The organism is Ruegeria sp. BF8, assembly GCF_056538625.1.
Genome location: NZ_JBQFTL010000002.1, coordinates 54,084 through 78,093, shown reverse-complemented (window position 1 = coordinate 78,093; position 24,010 = coordinate 54,084). Strand labels below are relative to the sequence as shown.

Below are 24,010 nucleotides of genomic sequence, written 5' to 3'. Positions count from 1 at the left end.
TCAGGCTCCCTTGTCCCGGCGTGCCTTTTTCGCCTTCAGCATCTCGAACAGCTTGCGGGCATAGCCCGGCTTATTTTCTTGTTTGGCGCGACCTACCGCCAGGGCGTCGGGTTCGACGTCGCGGGTCACGATGGTGCCGGTGGCCGTCATCGCGCCGCTGCCCACGGTGACCGGGGCCACCAGCATGGTGTTCGAGCCGACAAAGACATTCTCGCCGATCACCGTGCGGTGCTTCATCACGCCGTCATAGTTGCAGGTGATGGTGCCCGCGCCGATATTCGTACCCGCGCCCACCGACGCATCGCCGATATAGCTGAGGTGATTGACCTTGGCGCGCTCGGCGATTTCGGCATTCTTGATCTCGACGAAATTGCCGATACGGGTGTTCTCGGCCAGTTCCGCCCCCGGACGCAGCCGGGCATAGGGGCCGACCACGGCGCCGCGGCTGACATGGCAGCCTTCCAGGTGCGAAAACGCCCGGATCGCCGCGCCGCTTTCGACCGTGACGCCGGGGCCGAAGACCACGTTGGGTTCGATCACCGTGTCGCGGCCGATCACCGTGTCGGCAGCCAGATAGACCGTCTCGGGGGCCATCAGGGTGACGCCCAGATCCAGTAGCTCGGCCCGGGCGCGGGCCTGGAACACGGCGTCGGCCGCGGCCAGATCAGCGCGCGAGTTCACGCCCAGCGTCTGCGCTTCGTCGCACGAAACGGCGGTGACCTTCAGGCCGCGGTCGCGCGCGATCTCGACCACGTCGGTCAGGTAGTATTCGCCCGACGCGTTGTCGTTTCCGACCGCGTCGATCAGGTCGAACAGAGTGCCCGCGTCACAGGCCAGAAGGCCCGAGTTGCAGAAGGTTATGGCACGTTCTTCATCCGAGGCATCTTTGAACTCGACGATCCGTTCCAGAGCATCGCCCTTCATCACCAAGCGGCCATACCGGGCCGGGTCGGCGGCCTCGAAACCCAGGATCACCAGATCGTTGTCAGCCCGCGCGGCGATCATGCGCTCCAGCGTGTCGGGCTGCAGAAACGGGGTGTCACCATACAGAACGACCACGTCGCCGGTGAACCCGTCCAAAGCCGCGCGCGCCTGAGCGACGGCATGGGCGGTGCCCAGCTGCTGGTCCTGCACGACGATGCGGGCGTCTTCATCCTCGGTCTGCGCGACTTTGGCCACCGCCTCAGCGCCGTGGCCGGTGACGATGACCGTGCGTTCGGGTGCGAGAGCCGACCCGGCGCGCATGGCGTGCACCAGCATCGGAACCTGGGCGATCGGGTGCAGAACCTTTGGGATATCCGAATTCATCCGGGTGCCTTTTCCGGCGGCAAGGATGACAAGGGCAGTGCTCATGAATGCGTTTTCTCTTTTGTTTTGTCGCGGTCCGTTTTATCCGCTGAGGGCAAAGGCGCAAGCCGTTCGGCCATCAAACAAGATTGCCGTTTGCAACACGACATGGCGGAAAACTGCCGAGCAAGGAGACAGAATGCGCACGGTCATCTTCGATCTGGACGGGACTTTGGCCGATACGTCGGGCGATCTGCTGGCGGCGGCCAACCATTGTTTCCGGCAGATGGGGCATGGCGACGTGCTGGTGCACGGGCAGGATGCGGCGGTGGCTTTGCGCGGCGGGCGGATGATGCTGACCCACGGGCTGAAACGCGTGGGCGCCTATGACGAAGAGACCGTGAACGCCTATTACCCGGTCCTGCTCGAGGCCTATGGGCAGGCGATCGACACCCACACCACCTTCTATCCCGGCGCGCTGCAGGCGGTCGAGGCGCTGAAGGCCGCCGGATACGGTGTCGGCATCTGCACCAACAAGCCCGAGGCGCTGGCCGAGCTGCTGATGACGCGGCTGGGAGCGCGGGCGTTGTTCGGCTCGTTGGTGGGGGCGGACACGCTGCCGGTGCGCAAGCCCGACCCCGCGCCGCTGCGTGAAGCGGCGCGCCGGGCCGGCGGGCTTCCCGACCACTGCATACTGGTGGGCGACTCGGATACCGACCGTAACACGGCCCGGGCCGCAGGGGTGCCTTCGATCCTTGTGACCTTCGGCCCGTCCGGTGATGACATGGCCGCACTGCAGCCCGATGCGCTGCTGCACCATTTCGACGATCTGCCCGCAATCGTCGCCGAGCTTGTGGGCGCGGCGGCCTGATCTCTTGACCCGCGCTGCGACTGGCCCCACAAACGACGCCATGACCGAGCGATTTTCTGGCAGTTTCACCCAGCAGGAGCCGATCCCCGACGCGGCGATCGAGGCGGCGCTGGCTGTTCTGCGTCACGGGCGGTTGCACCGCTACAACGTGGCCCCCGGAGAGCTGAGCGAAACCGCCCTGTTGGAACAGGAATTTGCCGCGCAGATGGGTGCGAAATACTGTCTGGCCGTGTCGTCGGGCGGCTATGCGCTGGCCACGGCCCTGCGTGCCGTGGGTGTCCAGCCGGGAGATGCGGTTCTGACCAACGCTTTCACGCTGGCCCCGGTGCCGGGGGCGATCGCCTCGGTCAATGCGCGCCCGGTTTTCGTCGGCGTGACCGAGGAGCTGACCATCGATCTGGACGATCTGGAGGCCAAGCTGGACCGCGCCAAGGTTCTGATGCTCAGCCACATGCGCGGGCACCTCTGTGACATGGACCGGTTGATGCAGATGTGCGACGCCGCCGGGGTGACGGTGATCGAGGATTGCGCCCATACGATGGGCGCCGCCTGGCGCGGACAGTTGTCCGGCCGTCAGGGGGCGATCGGCTGCTATTCCTGTCAGACCTACAAACATGTGAACTCGGGCGAGGGGGGGCTGCTGGTTACCGATGACGAGATGCTGGCGGCCAAAGCCACGATGCTGTCGGGCTCGTACATGCTGTACGAACGCCACCTTGCGGCGCCGGGTCCCGAGGTGTTCGAGCGGATCAAATACACCACGCCGAACGTGTCGGGGCGGATGGACAATCTGCGCGCGGCGATCCTGCGCCCCCAATTGCGCGATCTGGATCGGCAGGTGCGGCGCTGGAACGAACGCTATGCCGAGATCGAGGCGGGCCTGCGCGGCACGCCCGGCCTGACCATCGTCGAGCGGCCTGCCGAGGAGAGCTATGTCGGCTCGTCGATCCAGTTCCTTCTGCTGGATTGGGCGCAGGACAGGATTACCGAGGTTCTGCGACGCTGCGCCGATCGCGGAGTCGAGTTGAAGTGGTTCGGCGGGGCCGAGCCGACCGGGTTCACCTCGCGCTATGACAGCTGGCGCTATGCCGAGTCGGAGCGGATGCCCGAGACCGACCGGATTCTGCGCGGGATCATCGACATGCGCGTTCCGCTGACCTTCTCGCTGGACGATTGCCGCCTGATTTCCGACATCATCCGCGCCGAGGTCGGCGCTGTTTTCCAACAGTAAATCAATCGAGTGCGCCATGCGGCGCATGCTCGAACCCTGCAAAAGCCGCCTTGGGGCGGCTTTTTCATTTGGGTCACGCGATGATTGACCGCGCGGGGAAAGGTCTGTATCAGTTTATTGAACACCTGTTCATTAACGCGAAAGAGGAGAGCGCGGATGTTCACGGCGACAATGCAATTCGATCTGGGTGAAGATGTGAACGCGCTGCGCGAGATGGTGCACCGCTGGGCGCAGGAGCGGGTCAAGCCGATGGCGGCCGAGATCGACAAGACGAACGCGTTTCCTAACGAGCTGTGGAAGGAAATGGGTGAACTCGGTCTGCTGGGCGTAACCGTTCCCGAACAGTATGGAGGCGCCGAAATGACCTATCTGGCGCATACGATCGCGGTTGAAGAAATCGCACGCGCTTCGGCATCGGTGGCGCTGTCCTACGGGGCGCATTCCAACCTCTGCGTCAACCAGATCAAGCTGAACGGCACTGAAGAGCAGAAGCAGAAATATTTGCCGCGCCTGATTTCAGGCGAACACGTAGGTGCCCTGGCAATGTCGGAACCCGGGGCGGGGTCTGATGTTGTGTCGATGAAGCTGCGCGCCGAAAAGCGCAATGACCACTACCGCCTGAACGGCAACAAATACTGGATCACCAACGGTCCGGATGCCGATACGCTGGTTGTCTATGCCAAGACCGACCCGGAGGCTGGCTCCAAGGGCATCACCGCCTTCCTGATCGAGAAGGACATGAAGGGGTTCTCGACCTCGCCCCATTTCGACAAGCTGGGCATGCGCGGTTCGAACACGGCCGAGCTGGTGTTTGAAGATGTCGAGGTGCCGTTCGAGAACGTGCTGGGCGAAGAGGGCAAGGGCGTTGCGGTGCTGATGTCGGGCCTCGACTATGAGCGTGTGGTGCTGGCCGGGATCGGCACCGGCATCATGGCTGCCTGCCTGGACGAGATCATGCCCTATCTGGCCGAGCGCAAGCAGTTCGGCAAACCGATCGGAACCTTCCAGCTGATGCAAGGCAAGATCGCCGACATGTACACGGCGATGAACTCGGCCCGTGCCTATGTCTACGAGGTTGCCAAGGCCTGTGATCGGGGCGATGTAACCCGGCAGGATGCGGCGGCGTGCTGCCTTTACGCCTCCGAGCAGGCGATGGTGCAGGCGCATCAGGCCGTTCAGGCCATGGGCGGCGCCGGGTTCCTGGCGGATGCGCCGGTCAGCCGGATCTTCCGCGACGCCAAGCTGATGGAGATCGGAGCGGGCACCAGCGAAATCCGCCGAATGCTGATCGGTCGCGAATTGATGAACAAAATGCTTTGAAGAAAAACGCCTCGCCGACGAGGTCACGGCGAGGCGTATCCGATCGAAGGATCAGAAGCGATGGACGTAGGACACGCCAACCAGCCACGGATCGATCTCGGCCTTGCCGATGTCGGCTCCGTTGAGGGTGACGTCCGAGTCGATGTCGAACCAGCGGACGTTCAGGCGAACCGCGCCCTTGTCCGTGACCATGTAGTCCAGGCCGGCCTGCAGCGACACGCCGAACGAGTCGTCGACCTTCAGATCGCCCAGCGGCGATTCCTCGTCAAAGAACACGGTGTAGTTCAAACCGGCGCCGACATAGGGTTTCCAGGCGCTGCTGGTTGCAAAGTGGTAGTTCAGCGACAGTGTGGGCGGCAGGTGCTTGACGCTGCCCGCGTCGACACTTCCGCCCAGCGTGATGTCATGGCTGAACGGCGTTGCGGCCAAAAGCTCGATGCCCAGATTGTCACGAATGAAATACTCGGCGGTGAAGATCGGGCGGGTGTCCGAGTCGACGTCGGCGCTGAAGCCGGCGAGGGATCCGTTGTCGGATTTCGGGTCGAGGTAGCCGATACCGACACCAACGGTCCAGTCCCCCTGAGACTGGGCGAATGCGGGGGCCGAAGCAGCGGCCAACGCGGTGGAAAAGGTGAGGATGGCGAGTTTGCTGGTCATGTTCTTGCCTTTGGTTTTGTGTGCAAGCCGACCATGCCTGCAGGACGGGGCGGCCACTCTGATCTGCATCAAGTTTCGTTGATGTTCGATATTCAATTTGGCGCGGCAAGTCGCTTAAATTTAAGGGAAAAACGCCATGCGTCCCGCTGAGGTCATACCGGGTTTGCGGTCTGGTGGCAGCTGGGACATTCCGCCCAGGCTGAACATGGCACGTCAGTGCCTGTCGCGGCCTAGTGAGCAGGTGGCGATCCTCGATCTGTCTTCCGAGGCTACGACCGAGATCACCTATGGTGAACTGGAACAAATGACCGACCGGCTGGCGCGCGGGTTGGTGGGCAGGGTGCAACCCGGCGACCGGGTCGGCGTGCTGCTCAGCCAGTCGCCGTGGTGCGCGGCGGCGCATCTGGCCATCTGGAAGATTGGGGCAATCTCGGTGCCGCTGTTCAAGCTGTTCAAGCGCGATGCCCTGGCCTCGCGCATCGGCGATGCGGGGGCCGGGTATGTGCTGACCGACGGCGAGGGCGCCGATATGCTGGGCGATCTGGCGCAGCCGTTGATCGTGTCCGAGCTTGGGGCGGACGGGCCTGCGGTGGATTATGCTGACACCGGCCCCGAAGATCCGGCGGTGCTGATCTATACCTCGGGCACGACGGGCAAGCCCAAGGGTGCGCTGCACGGGCACCGGGTACTTACCGGGCATCTGCCGGGCGTTTCGATCAGCCACAACCACCTGCGCGCGGGCGACTGCCTGTGGACGCCGGCCGACTGGGCCTGGATCGGCGGGTTGTTCGACGTGCTGATGCCGGGGCTGGCACTGGGCATTCCGGTCGTCGCCGCGCGGCTCGACAAGTTTACCCCGCCGGCCTGCGCGGATGTGATCGCGCGCGGCGGCGTGCGCAACGTGTTCTTTCCGCCCACAGCCCTGCGGATGCTCAAGGCCGCGGATGTGACGATCCCCGGCCTGCGGTCCGTGGCTTCGGGCGGCGAGCCGCTGGGCGCGGAAATGCTGGCGTGGGGAGAGCGGGCCTTTGGCCTGACGATCAACGAATTCTACGGCCAGACCGAATGCAACATGGTGGTTTCCTCCTGCGCCGAGGATTTCCCCGCGCGCCCGGGCTGCATCGGCAAACCGGTGCCGGGGCATGAGGTCGCGGTGATAGACGCGGACGGCAACCCGACCGACGCCGAGGGTGATGTGGCCATCCGGCGCGGTTCAGCCTCGATGCTGCTGGAATACTGGAACAACCCGCAGGCCACGGCCGAGAAGTTTCGCGGTGATTGGCTGATCACCGGTGACCGCGGCGTGTGGGAGGACGACTATCTGCGCTTTGTCGGCCGCGAGGATGACGTGATCACCTCGGCCGGCTACCGCATCGGCCCGGCCGAGATCGAGGATTGCCTGCTGACCCATCCGGCGGTGGCCACAGTGGGCGTGGTCGGCAAACCTGATCCGCTGCGGACCGAGATCGTGAAGGCCTATGTGGTGTTGAAACCGGGGTCCGAGGCCTCGGAGCAAGAGCTGCAGGATTGGGTCAAGGACCGTCTGGCGCATTATTCCTACCCGCGAGAGGTGGCTTTTGTGCAAGACTTGCCTTTGACCGTGACGGGAAAAGTCATTCGCAAGGAATTGAAACGTCGCGCGTCCGAGGAGATGTGCCATGGCAGATAAATCCAGCGTCCGGACCGGAATCGAGTTCAGCGCGACAGTCATCGCGGTCATCGGGGCCGTGTGGGCCGGAAAGACCTATTTCGAAACGTGGATGCACGACACGATCGACAAGGCGGTCGAAGAAAAGATCGCCGTCATCGAAAAACTGCAATTGGCCGACCTTCTGGTTTTATACGGCTACCCGGATGAGGCCATCTCGGAATTGCGCAAGATCGCCGATCGGGTCGCCAGGCTGGACGCCGATGACAAACGAAAGATCGCCTTTTACGACAACTATCTGGATGCGGTGGCCGATTCCGACGGCACCCTGAAATTCGAACCGGAAATCCGGATGTTGCACTCGGTTTTCAGCAATGAAATGCAGACCGACGGCTGGCATGACGAGAAGCTGGCCTATGTCGCGATGTTCCTGCCCGAGGCGCAGGCGGATGATGGGTATTTCGACCGTCAGGTCGTTGGGCGGCTCAAACTTGCGGTCAACCAGTACGAGGCCGATGACGACCTTGAGAGCCTGGCAGGCGCCTACCGCAACCTGTCGCTGGCCTATCTGTGCCGGGGTGAACAGGACCAGGCCGTCGAGGCGATGGAAATGGCGGCCGAGATGCAGCCGTTCGAGTATTATTTCATGGTTCCGATGTGGGACCTTGAGGACTTCCTCGAAGAGCCGGAAATCAAGAAGCTGGACACCGTCTGCTCCAGCAACGTGTCGCAGGGCTATGCGCGCATCATGCAGAGCTTTGGCGTCAGCGAAAACCCCGTTCGCGAATTTCTGAGAGAGTATACCAGATGAAGCTGCGATCTTCCGCTTTGCCCTCGTCCGATGGCTTCAAGCAAAACCGTGCCGCGCACCTTGAGGCGCTGGCGCAGATCTCCGAGGCCGCCGAGGCCGCGCGCATGGGTGGGGGCGAGAAATCGCGCGAACGCCATGTGTCGCGGGGCAAGATGCTGCCCCGGCGGCGGGTGGCCAACCTGCTGGATCCGGGGTCTCCGTTCCTCGAAATCGGCGCGACGGCGGCGCATGGCATGTACGGTGGCGCGGCCCCCTGTGCCGGCGTGATCGCGGGGATCGGCCGGGTGCAGGGGCAAGAGGTCATGGTGGTCTGCAACGACGCGACCGTGAAGGGCGGTACCTATTATCCGATGACGGTCAAAAAGCACCTGCGCGCGCAGGAGATCGCCGAGGAAAACCATCTGCCCTGCATCTATCTGGTGGACAGCGGCGGCGCGAACCTGCCCAACCAGGATGAGGTCTTTCCCGACCGCGACCATTTCGGCCGCATCTTCTACAACCAGGCACGGATGAGCGCCAAGGGCATCCCGCAGATTGCCGTGGTGATGGGCTCGTGCACCGCGGGCGGCGCCTATGTGCCGGCCATGTCCGATGTGACGATCATCGTCAAGGAACAGGGCACGATCTTTCTGGCCGGCCCGCCGCTGGTCAAGGCGGCGACGGGCGAGGTCGTCAGCGCCGAGGACCTGGGCGGCGGCGACGTGCACACGCGCCTGTCCGGCGTGGCCGACTATCTGGCCGAGGACGACGCGCACGCGCTGGCTCTGGCCCGCCGGGCTGTTGGCTCGTTGAACCGGAACAAGCCGCAGACGGTGGATTGGGCCAGCCCCGAAGACCCGGCCTATGACCCCGAGGAAATTCTGGGCGTCGTCCCGGCCGATCTGCGCACCCCGTATGACATTCGCGAGGTGATCGCACGTCTGGTCGATGGCTCGCGCTTTGACGAGTTCAAGCCTCGGTTCGGTGAAACGTTGGTGACAGGCTTTGCTCATGTCAAAGGCTGCCCCGTCGGGATCATCGCCAACAATGGCGTGCTGTTTTCCGAGGCCGCGCAGAAAGGCGCGCATTTCGTCGAACTGTGCAGCCAGCGCAAGATCCCGCTGGTCTTCCTGCAAAACATCACCGGCTTCATGGTGGGCCGCAAGTACGAGAACGAAGGCATCGCGCGCCACGGCGCCAAGATGGTGACCGCCGTGGCCACCACGAGCGTGCCCAAGATCACCATGCTGGTGGGCGGCTCTTTCGGGGCCGGGAACTATGGCATGGCGGGCCGCGCCTATCAGCCCCGGTTCCTGTGGACGTGGCCGAACAGCCGTATCTCGGTCATGGGCGGCGAGCAGGCCGCCGGTGTTCTAGCAACGGTCAAACGCGATGGGATTGAACGGCAGGGCGGCACTTGGTCGGCCGAAGAAGAGGCCGAATTCAAACGCCCGACGCTCGAGATGTTCGAGGAGCAGTCGCACCCGCTCTATGCTTCTGCCCGGCTGTGGGATGACGGCATCATCGACCCGCGTAAAAGCCGGGACGTGCTGGCCCTGTCGCTGAGCGCCGCGTTGAACGCACCCATCGAGGACACGCGCTTTGGCGTGTTCCGGATGTAGAAGGGACGGTTCGATGCTGGAAAGCTTGAAAGAAAAATATCCAGGGGCCGAGACCTTTCAGTTCGGCGACAGCCGGGCATTGTGCGACGAATTGCTGGCTCTGGTCCGCTCGGGGCACAAGACCGCGACATGTGGCGCGTTGCGCGACTTTACGGCGGGTGGCGAGGCGATGCCGCAGGTCGGCCGCCGCGACATCGCCTTGGACTGGGACGGACGGCCCGCGCTGGTCATCGAAACGGTCGATGTGACGGTCCGGCGCTATTGCGATGTCGACGAGGCGTTTGCCCTGGCCGAGGGCGAAAACGACAGCCTGGAAGGCTGGCGCGATGATCATCGCAGATATTTCGAAAGAAACGGCGGCTTCGATCCGAAGATGGAGTTGGTCTGCGAACGGTTTCGCCTTGTGGAAGATCTGGCAGGGAAAGGGTAACGGCCATGTTTGACAAGATCCTGATCGCCAACCGGGGCGAGATTGCCTGCCGGGTCATCGAAACCGCGCACAAGATGGGCGTGGCCTGCGTTGCCGTGTACTCGGATGCGGACGCGGCCGCCAAACATGTGCAGATGGCGGATGAGGCCGTACATATCGGCGGGGCGGCTCCGGCCGACAGTTATCTGAAGGGGGATGTGATCATTCAGGCCGCGCTGGATACCGGTGCGCAGGCGATCCACCCCGGCTATGGCTTTCTGTCCGAGAACCCCGATTTCGTCGATGCCGTGCAGGCGGCGGGCCTGACCTTCATCGGTCCCTCTGCGGATGCGATCCGCAAGATGGGCCTGAAGGATGCGGCCAAGGCGCTGATGGAGCAGGCCGGCGTCCCGGTCGTACCCGGTTATCACGGCGACAACCAGGACCCCGAGCATCTGGCCGGTGCGGCCGACACGATCGGTTATCCGGTTCTGATCAAGGCGGTGGCCGGCGGTGGCGGCAAGGGGATGCGGCTGGTCGAGAATCCTGCGGATTTCGCGGCCGCCCTGGACAGCGCCCGGGGCGAAGCCAAGACCGCCTTTGGCAATGATGCTGTTCTGGTCGAGAAATTCGTGGCCAAGCCCCGCCATATCGAGGTTCAGGTCTTTGGTGACGGCACCCATGCCGTGCATCTGTTCGAACGCGACTGCTCGCTGCAGCGCCGCCACCAGAAGGTGATCGAGGAAGCGCCGGCCCCCGGAATGACGCCCGAGATGCGCGAAGCGATGGGCCAGGCGGGCGTGCGCGCGGCCGAGGCCATCGGCTACAAGGGCGCGGGCACCGTGGAGTTCATCGTCGATGCCTCGGACGGGCTGCGGCCCGACCGGTTCTGGTTCATGGAGATGAACACCCGCCTGCAGGTCGAGCACCCGGTGACCGAGGCCATAACCGGCATCGACCTGGTCGAATGGCAGTTGCGGGTTGCGGCCGGGGAAAGCCTGCCCAAGCGGCACGCAGAGCTGTCGATCAACGGCCACGCCTTCGAGGCCCGGCTCTATGCCGAGGACGTACCCAAAGGGTTCCTGCCCGCCACGGGCACCCTGACCCATCTGGAGTTTCCGCACGGCTGCCGCGCCGACAGCGGCGTGCGTGCGGGCGACACGATCAGCCCATGGTATGACCCGATGATCGCCAAGGTGATCGTGCACGGCCCGACCCGCGCGGTGGCTCTAGAGCAACTGCACCGCGCACTGCGCTGGACGCAGGTGGCAGGAACCGTCACCAACCTGTCTTTCCTGGGCGCACTGACCCGGCACGCCGGGTTTGCGGCGGGCGATGTCGATACCGGGTTGATCGGCCGCGATCTGGATGATCTGGTGCGCGAACCCGCCGTCGCTCCGGCAATGACCGTTGCGGCGGCGATGGCCGCGACCGGGCTGGACAAACCCGCCGAGGACACCGGGTTTACCCTCTGGGCCCCGCTGCACCGGGCGCTTCAGCTGAAGCGCGACGGCGAGGTTCTGGATATGGACGTCCAGGTCGCTGGGCCGGACCGGCAGGACTGGCAGGTCGGCGGGATCAGCGTGATCGCCGAACGTGTCAACGGCCGCTGGATCATCGACGGCCAGCCGATGCCGCCGGTTGCGATTGCAGGCCACGATGTCACCGTGTTCGACGCCTATGGCGTAAACTTCGAGATGCTGGACCCGCTGGACCGAGACGTCAGCGCCGCCGGTGACACCAACGTGGTCGAAGCGCCGATGCCCGGGCTGGTCAAGGCGGTGTTCGCCGCGCCGGGACAGGCAGTGAAGGAAGGCGACCGGCTGGCCATTCTCGAGGCCATGAAGATGGAACATTCGCTGCTGGCCGCCCGCGACGGTGTCGTGGCCGAGGTTCTGGCCGAAGCTGGATCGCAGGTCGAGGCCGGCGCGGCGCTGGTCCGGCTGGAAGAGGACTGAAACCCTGAACGCCCGCCCCGAACAGGGCGGGCCGGTACTGAACAGGAGGGCACCGCCATGGCGGAACGTGTCGAGATTTTCGAAGTGGGGCCGCGCGACGGGCTGCAGAACGAAAAGCGCGAAATCCCGGTTTCCGAGAAGATCGCGCTGGTCGACTGCCTCAGCCGGGCGGGGTTCAGCCGGATCGAGGTGGCCAGTTTCGTGTCGCCCAAATGGGTGCCGCAGATGGCCGGCAGCGCCGAGGTGCTGGCCGGGATCACCCGCGCCCCCGGCGTGCGCTATGCCGCGCTGACCCCGAACATGCGCGGCTATGAGGACGCGCTGGCTGCCGGGGCGGATGAAATCGCGGTGTTTGCCTCGGCCTCCGAGGGGTTTTCCAAGGCCAACATCAACGCGACCATCGCCGAATCCATCGAGCGGTTCGTCCCGATCCTCGAGGCGGCGCGCCATATCGACCTGCCGGTGCGCGGCTATGTTTCCTGCGTGACCGACTGCCCCTATGACGGGCCGACTCCGCCCGCCAAAGTGGCCGAGGTGGCCGACCTGCTGTTCTCGCACGGCTGTTACGAGATCTCGCTGGGCGACACGATCGGGCAGGGGACACCCGATAGCATCGCACGGATGCTGCTGGCGGTGCGTGAATACGTGCCCGCGACCCGCCTGGCCGGGCATTTCCACGACACCAACGGGCGCGCGATCGACAATATCGACGCGTCTCTTGCGCTGGGCGTCCGGGTGTTCGACGCGGCCGTGGGCGGATTGGGCGGCTGCCCCTTCGCGCCGGGCGCGGCCGGGAATGTGGCAACCGAAGCCGTGGCCGCGCATCTCGAGCGGCTGGGCTATGACACCGGACTGGACGCCGCCGTGCTGAACGAAGCGGCGGAAATGGCCCGCGCGATGCGGGCGGGATAAGAGGCTGACATGTTTGAAACCATCTCGATCTCCACCGACCCGCGCGGCGTTGCCACGCTGACGCTGAACCGGCCGGAAAAACACAACGCGATGTCGGCGCAGATGATCGCCGAGTTGACCCAGGCCGCCGCGCAATTGGGAGAAACCAACGACGTGCGTGTCGTAGTTTTGACCGGCGCGGGCAAAAGCTTCTGCGCCGGGGGCGACCTGGGCTGGATGCAGGCCCAGATGGCCGCCGACCCCGAGACCCGCTTTGTCGAGGCGCGCAAGTTGGCCGAGATGTTGAACGCCTTGAACACCCTTCCCAAACCGTTGATCGGCGCGCTGCAGGGCAACGCCTTTGGCGGGGGTGTCGGGATGGCGTCGGTCTGCGACGTGGCCATCGGCGTGGACAGCCTGAAGATGGGGCTGACCGAAACCCGGCTGGGGCTGATCCCGGCTACCATCGGGCCCTATGTTATCGCCCGCATGGGTGAGGCCCGCGCGCGACGCGTGTTCATGTCGGCGCGTCTGTTCGACGCGGCCGAGGCGGTAGAACTCTGCCTGCTGGCGCGGGCCGTTCCGGCGGATGAGTTGGATGCCGCGATCGAAGCCGAAGTGCAGCCTTATCTGTCCTGTGCGCCGGGCGCCGTGGCCTCGGCCAAGGCGTTGGTTCGGGACCTCGGGCCGCGCATCGACGACGCGGTGATCGATCACACGATCCGAGCGCTGGTCGACCGTTGGGAAACCGACGAAGCGCATGAGGGAATCAGCGCTTTCTTCGACAAGCGAAAACCTTCATGGAATAGTAAGGTTTGACCGCCCGCGACCATTTGAAGCCAAGGGCTTGCGCCTGGTGCAGCGCTGGGCGTTAGCAAGCCGAATATTAGGTGCCATGCGCGCTTCTGCTCGGTTGACCCTCTGACCCCGCGCGGATAGAGAATGTCCAGTCAACACGCCAATTGACGGCGCGTCTCGTTCGGGATGCGCAGGAAAGGAGCCACTCGTGGAAGAGCTGTTGCGGGAATATCTCCCGATCCTGGTGTTTCTGGCCGTCGCCGTGGGCCTTGGAATCGTCCTGATTCTGGCCGCCGTCGTTCTGGCTGTCCGCAATCCCGACCCCGAAAAGGTCAGCGCCTATGAATGCGGGTTCAACGCGTTCGACGATGCGCGGATGAAGTTCGATGTCCGATTCTATCTGGTGTCGATCCTGTTCATCATCTTCGACCTCGAGATTGCGTTCCTGTTTCCCTGGGCCGTGGGCTTCAAGGACATCAGCGATGTCGGCTTCTGGTCGATGATGGTGTTCCTGGGCGTTCTGACCATCGGCTTTGCCTATGAATGGAAGAAGGGGGCCCTGGAATGGGAGTGATGACGGGTGCAAACACCGCGGGCGTCGACAAGGAAGTCGCCACTCAGGCCCTGAACGCGGAGCTGCAGGACAAAGGGTTCCTGCTGACCTCGTCCGAGGACATCATCAACTGGGCGCGCACCGGCTCGCTGCACTGGATGACCTTTGGTCTGGCCTGCTGCGCGGTCGAGATGATGCACACCTCGATGCCGCGCTACGACGCCGAACGCTTCGGCATCGCGCCGCGCGCATCCCCGCGCCAGTCGGACGTGATGATCGTGGCCGGTACGCTGACCAACAAGATGGCCCCGGCGCTGCGCAAGGTCTATGACCAGATGCCCGAGCCGCGCTATGTGATCTCGATGGGATCCTGCGCCAATGGTGGTGGCTATTACCACTATTCCTATTCCGTCGTGCGTGGTTGCGACCGCATCGTTCCGGTGGACATCTATGTGCCCGGCTGCCCGCCGACGGCCGAGGCGCTGCTGTACGGTCTGCTACAGCTGCAGCGCAAGATCCGCCGCACCGGCACCATCGTCCGCTGAGGAGGGACCGAGATGAGCGAAGCACTCAAGGAACTCGGCACGCATATCGAGCTGAAGCGCACGGACTGTGTTCTGTCATGGAGCGTAGCCCATGACGAGCTGACGGTTGATGTTGCGCCCTCGAGCCTGGTGGAGTTTGTCGAGTTTCTGAAAACGGATCAGAACTGCAAGTTTTCGACCTTGGTCGACATTACCGGAGTTGATTACCCCGAACGTGCCAAACGGTTCGACGTGGTTTACCACTTTCTTTCGATGTACCAGAACCAGCGCATCCGGATCCGGATTTCGGTGCGCGAGGAAGACATGGTTCCGTCGATCGTCGATGTGCACCCCTCGGCCAACTGGTTCGAGCGTGAAGTGTTCGACATGTTCGGCATCCTGTTCTCGGGCCACCCGGACCTGCGTCGCATCCTGACCGACTATGGCTTCCGCGGCTATCCGCTGCGCAAGGATTTTCCGACTACCGGGTATATCGAAGTCCGCTACGACGAAGCGCAGAAACGGGTCGTGTACGAACCGGTCTCGCTGGTTCAGGAGTATCGCCAGTTTGATTTCATGAGCCCGTGGGAAGGTGCGAACTATGTTCTGCCGGGGGATGAAAAACAGGAGACCTGACAATGGGTGGCATCTGGTGGCTGATCCTTTCTGCACTGACCATCATTCCGATGGTGAAGATTTTGCCGTTTTTCGGGATCAACAAATACTGGTGCCTTCTCTGCCTGGTCCCATTCGGCACGATCGCGTTGCTGTGGTGGGTCGGGTTGAAACTGCAGGAACTGGAGCGCCGCTGAGATGGTCATGCTGCTGGGGGAACTGATTGCGTTGGGTGCGCTGGGGGTCCTGCTGGCGGGGGCCGCGGCCAAGGCGCTTGAGGCGGAAAAGGTCCGGGTTCGGGCCGAAGCGAAAAAGAAACGAGGGCGTTGATGGACGGCTCAAGATACGATGACGGCAGCACGGACGCGCTGAGCGGAGAACAGAAGATCCGCAACTTCAACATCAACTTCGGCCCGCAGCACCCTGCGGCGCACGGAGTTTTGCGTCTTGTGCTTGAGCTGGACGGCGAGATCGTCGAGCGTTGCGACCCGCATATCGGCCTGCTGCACCGCGGTACCGAAAAGCTGATGGAAAGCCGGACGTATCTGCAGAACCTGCCGTATTTCGACCGGTTGGACTATGTGGCGCCGATGAACCAGGAACATGCCTGGTGCCTTGCCATCGAAAAGCTGACCGGCGTCGAAGTTCCGCGCCGGGCCTCGTTGATCCGGGTCCTCTATTCCGAGATTGGGCGCGTTTTGAACCATCTGCTCAACGTGACCACGCAGGCGATGGACGTGGGCGCGCTGACACCGCCGCTGTGGGGCTTTGAAGAGCGCGAAAAGCTGATGGTGTTCTACGAGCGAGCCTGCGGTGCGCGCCTGCACGCGGCCTATTTCCGCCCCGGCGGTGTACATCAGGATCTTCCGCCCGAACTGCTGGATGACATCGAGACCTGGAGCCACGAATTCCCCGCCGTTCTGGACGACATTGACGGACTGCTGACCGAGAACCGCATCTTCAAACAGCGCAACTGCGACATCGGCGTGGTGACCGAGGAAGATATCCAGCAATACGGTTTTTCGGGCGTGATGGTGCGCGGTTCGGGCCTGGCCTGGGACCTGCGTCGCGCGCAACCCTATGAATGCTACGACGAGTTTGAGTTCCAGATCCCCGTCGGCAAGAACGGGGACTGCTATGACCGTTACCTGGTGCGGATGGAAGAAATGCGCCAGTCTGTGTCGATCATCCGGCAAGCCATCGCCAAGCTGCGCGACTGCCCGGGCGACATTCTGGCCCGCGGCAAGATCACCCCGCCGAAACGCTCGGACATGAAGACCTCGATGGAGAGCCTGATCCATCACTTCAAACTTTACACCGAAGGCTTCCACGTCCCCGCAGGCGAAGTCTATGCCGCCGTCGAAGCGCCCAAGGGCGAGTTCGGCGTCTATCTGGTCGCCGACGGCACCAACAAGCCGTACCGCGCCAAGCTGCGTGCGCCCGGTTTCCTGCACCTGCAGGCTATGGACCACGTCGCCAAGGGCCACCAACTGGCCGACGTCGCCGCCATCATTGGCACCATGGACGTCGTATTTGGAGAGATTGACCGCTAATGCTCCGCCGTCTTCATCCCGAACAACCCGAAAGCTTTGCCTTCACCGCTGCCAACCAGCAATGGGCCGAAGCGCAGATCACCAAATACCCCGAGGGCCGTCAGGCCAGCGCGGTCATCCCGCTGCTGTGGCGCGCGCAAGAGCAGGAGGGCTGGCTGAGCCGTCCGGCGATTGAAACCGTCGCTGACATGCTCGGCATGTCGTACATCCGGGTGCTCGAAGTTGCATCCTTCTACTTCATGTTCCAGCTGCAACCGGTTGGGTCCGTCGCGCATATTCAGGTCTGTGGCACCACGTCCTGCATGATCTGCGGGGCCGAGGATCTGATTGCTGTTTGCCGCGAAAAGATCGCGCCCAAGCCGCACCAACTGTCGGCGGACGGCAAGCTGAGCTGGGAAGAGGTTGAATGCCTGGGTTCCTGCACCAACGCGCCGATGGCACAGATCGGTAAAGACTATTACGAGGACCTGACCGCCGAGAGTTTTGGTCGGATCATTGATGAACTGGCCGCTGGCAAGGTTCCGGTGCCCGGTCCCCAGAATGGTCGCTTTGCGGCCGAGCCTCTGGGCGGGGTGACCAGCCTGAAGGATTATCAAGGTAGCAAGGCAAAGCACAATGCCAGTGTACAACTGGCCACGGAATTGGGCGATACCGTCAAGCGCATCGACGGAACCGAGGTTCCGATACTAACGCCATGGTTGGGCAAGGATGGCAAGGCCGCCGGAGCGAAAGCCGCACCCAAGCCGCCGAAGGTGCCAGAGCAGGGCAAACCAGCCGCCCGTCAGGCCGCGCCCAAGAAATCCGCCAAGGCGGAGCCATCTTCGCCCGAGGGCGCCGCGGCCAAGCCAGAAGCGACTGAGGCTCAGCCCGAAACGCTGAGCGGTGCGCGCGGCGGCAAGCCCGACGACCTCAAGCTGCTGAAAGGTGTGGGGCCGAAGCTCGAGCAGACGCTGAACGAGCTCGGGTTCTACCACTTCGATCAGATCGCAGCTTGGACGCCAGAACATGTGGCCTGGGTTGATGCCCGGCTGAAGTTCAAGGGCCGGATCGAACGCGACGGTTGGATCGAGCAGGCGGCCAAGCTGGCTGCTGGCGAGGAAACCGAATTTGCCAAACGTGCCAAGCAAGACGGCACCTACGAAGACTGAGAGACGGTGCCCGATAAGGGCGCCGGAGTGTGATGGACAAGGACAAGGAACAGGCAATCGCCCGCAAGGGTCGACATATAGGCGTGGTCATCGCGGTGACCATGCTGTCGTGGCTTGCCATGACCCTGTTCATCGGCCCGGCGCTGGAGCTGCCGGGACGCTTTGCGCTGCTGTTTGATTTCGCCGCGATCGCGGCCTTCATTTATGCGGGCGTCAACATTTTTCAACTCTGGCGCATGCGTCAGGACAGCTGAAGGTAACACGCGATGCTGAAGGATCAGGACCGGATCTTTACCAACATCTACGGGATGCACGAGCGCACCTTGAAGGGCGCCCAGGCCCGGGGGCATTGGGACGGCACTGCTGGCCTGATGGAAAAGGGTCGTGACTGGATCATCCAGACGATGAAAGACTCAGGGTTGCGCGGGCGCGGCGGTGCGGGCTTCCCGACCGGCCTGAAATGGTCGTTCATGCCGAAGGAAAGCGATGGCCGCCCGTCCTATCTGGTGGTGAACGCTGACGAATCCGAGCCGGGCACCTGCAAGGACCGCGAGATTATGCGCCACGATCCGCACACGCTGATCGAAGGCTGCCTGATTGCGTCTTTCGCGATGAATGCGCACACCTGCTACATCTACCTGCGCGGCGAGTACATTCGTGAGCGAGAAGCACTGCAGGCTGCAATCGATGAGGCCTATGATGCGGGCCTTCTGGGCAAGAACGCCGCCGGATCGGGATGGGATTTCGACCTGTTCCTGCATCATGGGGCAGGCGCCTATATCTGTGGCGAGGAAACCGCGCTCATTGAAAGCCTGGAAGGCAAGAAGGGCATGCCGCGCATGAAGCCGCCGTTCCCGGCCGGGGCGGGTCTGTATGGCTGCCCGACCACCGTGAACAACGTGGAATCCATCGCCGTCGTCCCCACGATCCTGCGCCGCGGCGCCGACTGGTTCGCCGGTTTCGGTCGCCAGAACAACGCGGGCACCAAGCTGTTTGCCGTCTCGGGTCACGTCAATACCCCCTGTGTGGTCGAAGAGGCGATGTCGATTAGCTTTGAAGAATTGATCGAGACCCATTGCGGTGGCATCCGCGGCGGGTGGGACAACCTGTTGGCCGTGATCCCCGGTGGCTCGTCCGTGCCCTGCGTGCGCGGCGAGAACATGCGCGACGCGATCATGGATTTCGATTATCTGCGCAACGATCTGGGCTCGGGGCTTGGAACGGCGGCGGTGATCGTGATGGACAAGTCCACCGACATCATCAAGGCGATCTGGCGCCTGTCGAAATTCTACAAACACGAAAGCTGCGGCCAGTGTACGCCCTGCCGCGAAGGTACGGGCTGGATGATGCGGGTGATGGATCGCCTGGTACGCGGCGAGGCCGAACTGGAAGAGATCGACATGCTGTTCGAGGTGACCAAGCAGGTCGAAGGCCATACGATCTGTGCGCTGGGTGACGCGGCCGCATGGCCGATCCAGGGCCTGATCCGCAACTTCCGCGAAGAAATCGAAGACCGCATCAAGGCTCAGAAATCGGGCCGTATGGGTGCGATGGCGGCGGAGTGACAACGATGGAAGCCTATGCAGAGTATTCCCACGCGATTGCGTCTTTGGTGATTTTCACACTGGTCGTTTTGTTCCTGTCGCCGTTTTCGGCACTGGCGAAACAGGGCAAGGGGCTGGCTCCTGGCGCGACCCCCGACCAGGACTACGCCGACAAGGCCTATCGCCTGAACCGTTCCTACCTGAACGGCACCGAGACTTTGCCCGCGTTTCTGGCCGTTACTGTGGCAGCCATTCTATTGGGCGCCAGCCCGTTCTGGGTGAACTGGCTGGCCGCGATTGCCTTGGTCGCGCGACTGCTGATGCTTGTCGTACACATTCAAGGCGTCGGCAAACCGCATAGCGGTATTCGTTCTGTCCTGTATGTGGTGGCGTGGGCCTGCATGTTCGTGATTGGGATCCTTGCATTGGTGGCTGCGTTCTGATGGCCGTCACACTTGTTGATATCACCGCGAACCTGCGTCGCCCGGCTGTCGGTGTCCTTGTTCTGCTGACGCTGCTTTCGGCCTGCGGGACAGCGCCAACCAGCGACCGGATCCTGTTTGACGGCAAGTCGTTTCGGGCCAAGGCAAAGCCGGTCGACAAGAAACGGTCGCCTGCGGATTTCACCGTGACGATCAAAGGCGTGTCGGCTTCGCTGGACGGCGCGCGCGAGGCTGGACGGTACGAGGGCACCCGGTTCTGCATTCAGAATTTCGGTTCTTCCCGCATTGCGTGGAAGGTTGGTCCTGACACCGAACCGCAGAACCTGCGCGTCGAAAACGACAGCCTGACATTTGCCGGAGCCTGTCAACGACCATGAGCTTCGCTATTGCATATCCTGCGCTGATCGGGCGGCCGTTATTGCATAACAGCCGTGCTGCGGAACGTCTTGGGGAACCCAAGACGAAAGGATATGTCATGAAACTTGTGAAACTTGCCGCATTTGCCTGTGCGATGGCGTTGCCCGTCTCGGCGGACGCCAAGCCGCCCTTGCGCGAAGTCAAGGAAATCGACAACGAGCTCTACTACATCGCCATCGCAAATGAGATCTCGGAATACTGCCCGTCGATCAGTGGGCGGCGTATGAAGGCAATCGGTGTGATGTGGAGCCTGCGGTCCAAGGCCAACAGCCTGGGTTATTCGGACGGCGAGATCCGGGCCTATGTCGAGTCGGATTCCGAAAAGGCGCGGATGCGGGCCAAAGGCGAGAAATACCTCGCGCAGAACGGCGTGAGCTACGGAAAAGCTGAAACATTCTGTGCCCTGGGGCGCAAGGAAATCGAACGAAACAGCGCCATTGGCGTGTATTTGAGGGCGAACTAGACCATGTCTGACCTCCGCAAGATCGTAATCGACGACAAAGAAATCGAAGTCGATGGCGCGATGACCCTGATCCAGGCCTGCGAACAGGCCGGGGTCGAGGTGCCGCGGTTCTGCTATCATGAGCGCCTGTCGATTGCCGGTAACTGCCGCATGTGCCTGGTCGAGGTCGTGGGCGGGCCGCCCAAGCCCGCCGCCTCGTGCGCGATGCAGGTGCGCGATCTGCGCCCAGGGCCGGAAGGTCAACCGCCGGTGGTCAAGACCAACTCTCCCATGGTCAAGAAGGCCCGGGAAGGCGTCATGGAGTTTCTGCTGATCAACCACCCTTTGGATTGCCCGATCTGCGACCAGGGGGGTGAATGCGATCTGCAGGACCAGGCAATGGCCTACGGTATGTCGGCCAGCCGGTTCAAAGAAGCCAAGCGGGCCGTCGATGATCTGGATCTGGGTCCGCTGGTTGGTACGGCCATGACCCGCTGCATCAGCTGTACCCGCTGTGTGCGTTTCACGACCGAGATCGCGGGTATCGACCAGATGGGCCAGACGGGCCGGGGCGAGGATGCGGAAATTACCTCGTACCTGAACCAGACGCTGGATTCGAACCTGCAGGGCAACATCATTGACCTGTGCCCGGTGGGGGCGCTGACTTCCAAGCCTTATGCCTTTACCGCACGCCCGTGGGAACTGACAAAGACCGAAACCATCGACGTGATGGATGCGCTGGGATCGAACATTCGTGTCGATACCAAGGGCCGCGAAGTGATGCGCATTCTGCCGCGCAACCATGATGGCGTGAACGAAGAGTGGATCTCGGACAAGACGCGTTTCGTCTGGGACGGTTTGCGCCGTCAACGTCTGGACACGCCCTATATCCGTGAAAACGGTCGCCTGCGCGCCGCCAGCTGGCCCGAGGCTTTGGCCACCGCCGCAGCGGCGATGAAGGGCAAGAAGGTTGCCGGTCTAATCGGCGATCTGGTTCCTGTCGAAGCCGCCTTTGCGTTGAAGCAGATGATTGAGGGGCTGGGTGGCAAGGTCGAATGCCGAACCGACAATGCCCGCCTGCCTATCGGTAACCGTTCGGGCTATGTCGGCAATGTGACGATCGAGGAGATCGACACGGCGAAAGAGATCATTCTGATCGGCACCAACCCGCGCGACGAGGCTCCGGTGCTGAATGCGCGCATCCGCAAGGCGTGGCTGGCGGGCGCCGATGTCAAATTGATCGGCCCGGCCGTTGATCTGACTTATGACTACGAACATCTTGGCACCGACCGCGATGTGCTGGCCAAGGCCAAGGCAAGCAACGAAGCCGTTGTGATCGTCGGACAGGGCGCCGTGTCCGAGGCAGACGGTCTGGCCGTTTTGGCCGCCGCGCGCGCGCTGTCGGGTCGGATGCTTGTTCTGCACACTGCAGCGGCCCGCGTTGGTGCGATGGATGTGGGTGCCGCGACGGAGGGTGGCCTTGAGGCTGCAATCGACGGCGCCGAGGTGATCTTCAACCTGGGCGCGGACGAGGTCGATATAGATGCGGGTCCATTCGTCATCTACCAGGGCAGCCACGGAGACCGCGGTGCGCACCGCGCCGACGTCATCCTGCCAGGCGCAGCCTATACCGAGGAAAACGGTCTGTTCGTCAACACCGAGGGTCGCCCTCAATTGGCGATGCGCGCCGGATTTGCGCCGGGTGAAGCCAAGGAAAACTGGGCGATCCTGCGGGCGCTTTCGGCAGAGTTGGGCGAGAAACTTCCTTATGACACGTTGGCCCAGCTGCGGCAAAAGCTGATCGAAGCAGTGCCGCATCTGGCCGGGATCGACCAAGTGCCCGAGAACGAAGAACAGGCAATCGAGGCCGGACCCTTGGGGCAGGCCGATTTCCGGACTGTGATCAAGGATTTCTATCTGACCAACCCGATTGCACGAGCCTCGCAGTTGATGGCCGAGCTTTCGGCGCTGGCCAAGGCGCGCGGTGACCAAAAGATTGCCGCGGAATGAGGTTTGCAACGACCATAAACCGCAAAGCGGGCGGAAGCCCGAGCTCGTTTTTCCCAGAGGAGATGCGAGGGGTGTGGTCGTGTGTTTTGCCGAATGAAATGAAGGAAAAAGGTGGCGTGCAGGCAGCGGATGCTGTTTACACCAACTCGCCAAACCAATCGCAGGCGACGCGAGTCTCCGACCGGCCGGTCGAGCCTCGCGATGGCAGCGGAAAACGGAATACCCACGGTGTGAGGACCAATGGCTGAATTCTTTGACACCCCAGGCGGAATAGCCCTGATCATATTGGCGCAGGTGCTGGCCGTCGTGGCCTTCGTGATGATCTCGCTGTTGTTTCTGGTCTATGGCGACCGCAAGATCTGGGCCGCGGTCCAGATGCGTCGCGGCCCCAACGTGGTTGGCGTTTACGGCCTGCTGCAATCGGTGGCGGACGCGCTGAAATACGTCGTCAAAGAGGTGGTGATCCCTGCCGGCGCGGACAGGACTGTTTTCATCCTGGCGCCGCTGACGTCCTTCGTGCTGGCCATGATCGCCTGGGCGGTCATTCCGTTCAATGACGGCTGGGTCCTGTCCGACATCAACGTGGCTATCCTCTATGTGTTCGCGGTGTCCTCGCTCGAGGTGTACGGCGTGATCATGGGCGGATGGGCGTCGAACTCGAAATACCCGTTCCTGGGCTCGTTGCGCTCGGCCGCGCAGATGATTTCGTATGAGGTTTCGATCGGCCTGATCATCATCGGGGTGATCATTTCGACCGGGTCGATGAATTTTGGTGACATCGTGCGGGCGCAGGATGGCTCGTTCGGGTTCTTCAGCTGGTACTGGCTGCCGCATTTCCCGATGGTCTTCCTGTTCTTCATCTCGGCCCTGGCCGAGACCAACCGCCCGCCGTTCGACCTTCCGGAAGCGGAATCGGAACTGGTCGCAGGCTATCAGGTCGAATACTCGGCAACGCCCTTCCTGCTGTTCATGGCGGGCGAATACATCGCCATCTTCCTGATGTGCGCGCTGACCACGCTGTTGTTCTTCGGCGGCTGGCTGTCGCCGATCCCCGGCCTGCCCGATGGAGTGCTGTGGATGGTCGCCAAGATGGCGTTCTTCTTCTTCCTCTTCGCGATGGTCAAGGCGATCACGCCCCGCTACCGCTATGACCAGCTGATGCGGCTGGGCTGGAAAGTGTTCCTGCCGTTCAGCCTGGTGTGGGTGGTGTTCGTGGCCTTTGCGGCGAAGTTCGACTGGTTCTGGGGTGCATTCGCCCGTTGGAGCGTAGGAGGCTGAC

Annotated in this window: 26 protein-coding genes; 24 read left to right on the top strand and 2 right to left on the bottom strand. The window is 62.8% G+C overall.

Features of this window, described 5'->3' with window-relative positions; genetic code table 11:
- Positions 1-1,353 (bottom strand): bifunctional UDP-N-acetylglucosamine diphosphorylase/glucosamine-1-phosphate N-acetyltransferase GlmU, encoded by a 1,353-nt coding sequence (gene glmU / locus ACR0LD_RS07935; protein ID WP_480636359.1) that lies wholly within the window; start codon positions 1,351-1,353, stop codon positions 1-3.
- A 133-nt stretch (positions 1,354-1,486) separates the two neighbouring features.
- On the opposite strand from glmU, the gene ACR0LD_RS07930 reads away from it, so the two are divergent.
- The 3 genes from ACR0LD_RS07930 (at position 1,487) to ACR0LD_RS07920 (ending at position 4,709) form a co-directional block, all read left to right on the top strand.
- Positions 1,487-2,158: an HAD-IA family hydrolase gene (locus ACR0LD_RS07930; protein ID WP_170357330.1), complete on the top strand. Its 672-nt coding sequence runs from the start codon at positions 1,487-1,489 to the stop codon at positions 2,156-2,158.
- Between the two features lie 40 nt (positions 2,159-2,198).
- Entirely contained in the window at positions 2,199-3,389 is a 1,191-nt protein-coding gene (locus ACR0LD_RS07925) for a DegT/DnrJ/EryC1/StrS family aminotransferase (RefSeq protein ID WP_480636358.1), read from the top strand.
- Between the two features lie 156 nt (positions 3,390-3,545).
- Positions 3,546-4,709, top strand: a complete 1,164-nt coding sequence (locus ACR0LD_RS07920; RefSeq protein ID WP_093964895.1) for an isovaleryl-CoA dehydrogenase — start codon at positions 3,546-3,548, stop codon at positions 4,707-4,709.
- A 51-nt stretch (positions 4,710-4,760) separates the two neighbouring features.
- Here ACR0LD_RS07920 and ACR0LD_RS07915 read toward each other — a convergent pair whose 3' ends face one another.
- Positions 4,761-5,366, bottom strand: coding sequence for an OmpW/AlkL family protein (locus ACR0LD_RS07915; RefSeq protein ID WP_480636355.1), 606 nt, complete (start codon positions 5,364-5,366; stop codon positions 4,761-4,763).
- Between the two features lie 136 nt (positions 5,367-5,502).
- On the opposite strand from ACR0LD_RS07915, the gene ACR0LD_RS07910 reads away from it, so the two are divergent.
- The 21 genes from ACR0LD_RS07910 to nuoH all read left to right on the top strand — a co-directional run bounded on the left by ACR0LD_RS07910 (position 5,503) and on the right by nuoH (position 24,009).
- Positions 5,503-7,035 (top strand): AMP-binding protein, encoded by a 1,533-nt coding sequence (locus ACR0LD_RS07910; protein ID WP_480636354.1) that lies wholly within the window; start codon positions 5,503-5,505, stop codon positions 7,033-7,035.
- Positions 7,025-7,825, top strand: a complete 801-nt coding sequence (locus ACR0LD_RS07905; protein ID WP_170445024.1) for a hypothetical protein — start codon at positions 7,025-7,027, stop codon at positions 7,823-7,825. The genes ACR0LD_RS07910 and ACR0LD_RS07905 overlap by 11 nt, the downstream gene beginning before the upstream one ends.
- A complete protein-coding gene (locus tag ACR0LD_RS07900; protein WP_480636352.1) occupies positions 7,822-9,426 on the top strand; it encodes a carboxyl transferase domain-containing protein in 1,605 nt (534 codons plus the stop codon). The genes ACR0LD_RS07905 and ACR0LD_RS07900 overlap by 4 nt, the downstream gene beginning before the upstream one ends.
- Before the next feature lie 13 nt (positions 9,427-9,439).
- Positions 9,440-9,856 (top strand): ASCH domain-containing protein, encoded by a 417-nt coding sequence (locus ACR0LD_RS07895; RefSeq protein WP_480636350.1) that lies wholly within the window; start codon positions 9,440-9,442, stop codon positions 9,854-9,856.
- Between the two features lie 5 nt (positions 9,857-9,861).
- The gene (locus ACR0LD_RS07890; protein ID WP_480636348.1) at positions 9,862-11,793 is read left to right on the top strand and encodes an acetyl/propionyl/methylcrotonyl-CoA carboxylase subunit alpha; all 1,932 of its coding nucleotides are present in this window, start codon (positions 9,862-9,864) and stop codon (positions 11,791-11,793) included.
- A 57-nt stretch (positions 11,794-11,850) separates the two neighbouring features.
- Entirely contained in the window at positions 11,851-12,705 is an 855-nt protein-coding gene (locus ACR0LD_RS07885; protein WP_480636347.1) for a hydroxymethylglutaryl-CoA lyase, read from the top strand.
- Between the two features lie 9 nt (positions 12,706-12,714).
- The gene (locus ACR0LD_RS07880) at positions 12,715-13,503 is read left to right on the top strand and encodes a crotonase/enoyl-CoA hydratase family protein (RefSeq protein ID WP_480636346.1); all 789 of its coding nucleotides are present in this window, start codon (positions 12,715-12,717) and stop codon (positions 13,501-13,503) included.
- A 187-nt stretch (positions 13,504-13,690) separates the two neighbouring features.
- Positions 13,691-14,056, top strand: coding sequence for an NADH-quinone oxidoreductase subunit A (locus ACR0LD_RS07875; protein WP_093964903.1), 366 nt, complete (start codon positions 13,691-13,693; stop codon positions 14,054-14,056).
- On the top strand, positions 14,047-14,580 hold the full coding sequence (locus ACR0LD_RS07870) for a NuoB/complex I 20 kDa subunit family protein (protein WP_093964904.1): 534 nt from the start codon (positions 14,047-14,049) through the stop codon (positions 14,578-14,580). Before ACR0LD_RS07875 ends, ACR0LD_RS07870 begins: the two co-directional genes overlap by 10 nt.
- A gap of 12 nt (positions 14,581-14,592) precedes the next feature.
- Entirely contained in the window at positions 14,593-15,195 is a 603-nt protein-coding gene (locus ACR0LD_RS07865) for an NADH-quinone oxidoreductase subunit C (RefSeq protein ID WP_170340389.1), read from the top strand.
- Positions 15,196-15,197: 2 nt separating this feature from the next.
- On the top strand, positions 15,198-15,371 hold the full coding sequence (locus tag ACR0LD_RS07860; protein ID WP_010442775.1) for a hypothetical protein: 174 nt from the start codon (positions 15,198-15,200) through the stop codon (positions 15,369-15,371).
- Between the two features lie 7 nt (positions 15,372-15,378).
- Positions 15,379-15,504, top strand: coding sequence for a hypothetical protein (locus tag ACR0LD_RS07855; protein ID WP_261391884.1), 126 nt, complete (start codon positions 15,379-15,381; stop codon positions 15,502-15,504).
- A complete protein-coding gene (locus ACR0LD_RS07850; protein WP_170340391.1) occupies positions 15,504-16,727 on the top strand; it encodes an NADH-quinone oxidoreductase subunit D in 1,224 nt (407 codons plus the stop codon). Before ACR0LD_RS07855 ends, ACR0LD_RS07850 begins: the two co-directional genes overlap by 1 nt.
- Positions 16,727-17,875: an NADH-quinone oxidoreductase subunit E gene (locus tag ACR0LD_RS07845; protein ID WP_480632801.1), complete on the top strand. Its 1,149-nt coding sequence runs from the start codon at positions 16,727-16,729 to the stop codon at positions 17,873-17,875. The genes ACR0LD_RS07850 and ACR0LD_RS07845 overlap by 1 nt, the downstream gene beginning before the upstream one ends.
- Positions 17,876-17,907: 32 nt before the next feature.
- Positions 17,908-18,129: a DUF5337 domain-containing protein gene (locus tag ACR0LD_RS07840; protein WP_480636342.1), complete on the top strand. Its 222-nt coding sequence runs from the start codon at positions 17,908-17,910 to the stop codon at positions 18,127-18,129.
- A gap of 12 nt (positions 18,130-18,141) precedes the next feature.
- On the top strand, positions 18,142-19,440 hold the full coding sequence (nuoF, locus tag ACR0LD_RS07835) for an NADH-quinone oxidoreductase subunit NuoF (protein ID WP_093964909.1): 1,299 nt from the start codon (positions 18,142-18,144) through the stop codon (positions 19,438-19,440).
- A gap of 5 nt (positions 19,441-19,445) precedes the next feature.
- Positions 19,446-19,862, top strand: coding sequence for an MAPEG family protein (locus ACR0LD_RS07830; protein WP_480636340.1), 417 nt, complete (start codon positions 19,446-19,448; stop codon positions 19,860-19,862).
- Positions 19,862-20,239 carry a hypothetical protein gene (locus tag ACR0LD_RS07825; protein ID WP_170341011.1) on the top strand — a complete coding sequence of 126 codons (378 nt, stop codon included), beginning with the start codon at positions 19,862-19,864 and terminating at the stop codon, positions 20,237-20,239. Before ACR0LD_RS07830 ends, ACR0LD_RS07825 begins: the two co-directional genes overlap by 1 nt.
- 98 nt (positions 20,240-20,337) lie before the next feature.
- A complete protein-coding gene (locus tag ACR0LD_RS07820; protein WP_170357345.1) occupies positions 20,338-20,742 on the top strand; it encodes a DUF5333 domain-containing protein in 405 nt (134 codons plus the stop codon).
- A 3-nt stretch (positions 20,743-20,745) separates the two neighbouring features.
- Entirely contained in the window at positions 20,746-22,731 is a 1,986-nt protein-coding gene (gene nuoG, locus ACR0LD_RS07815) for an NADH-quinone oxidoreductase subunit NuoG (RefSeq protein WP_480636338.1), read from the top strand.
- A 240-nt stretch (positions 22,732-22,971) separates the two neighbouring features.
- Positions 22,972-24,009 carry an NADH-quinone oxidoreductase subunit NuoH gene (gene nuoH / locus ACR0LD_RS07810; RefSeq protein WP_170340401.1) on the top strand — a complete coding sequence of 346 codons (1,038 nt, stop codon included), beginning with the start codon at positions 22,972-22,974 and terminating at the stop codon, positions 24,007-24,009.
- Position 24,010: the final 1 nt, after the last annotated feature.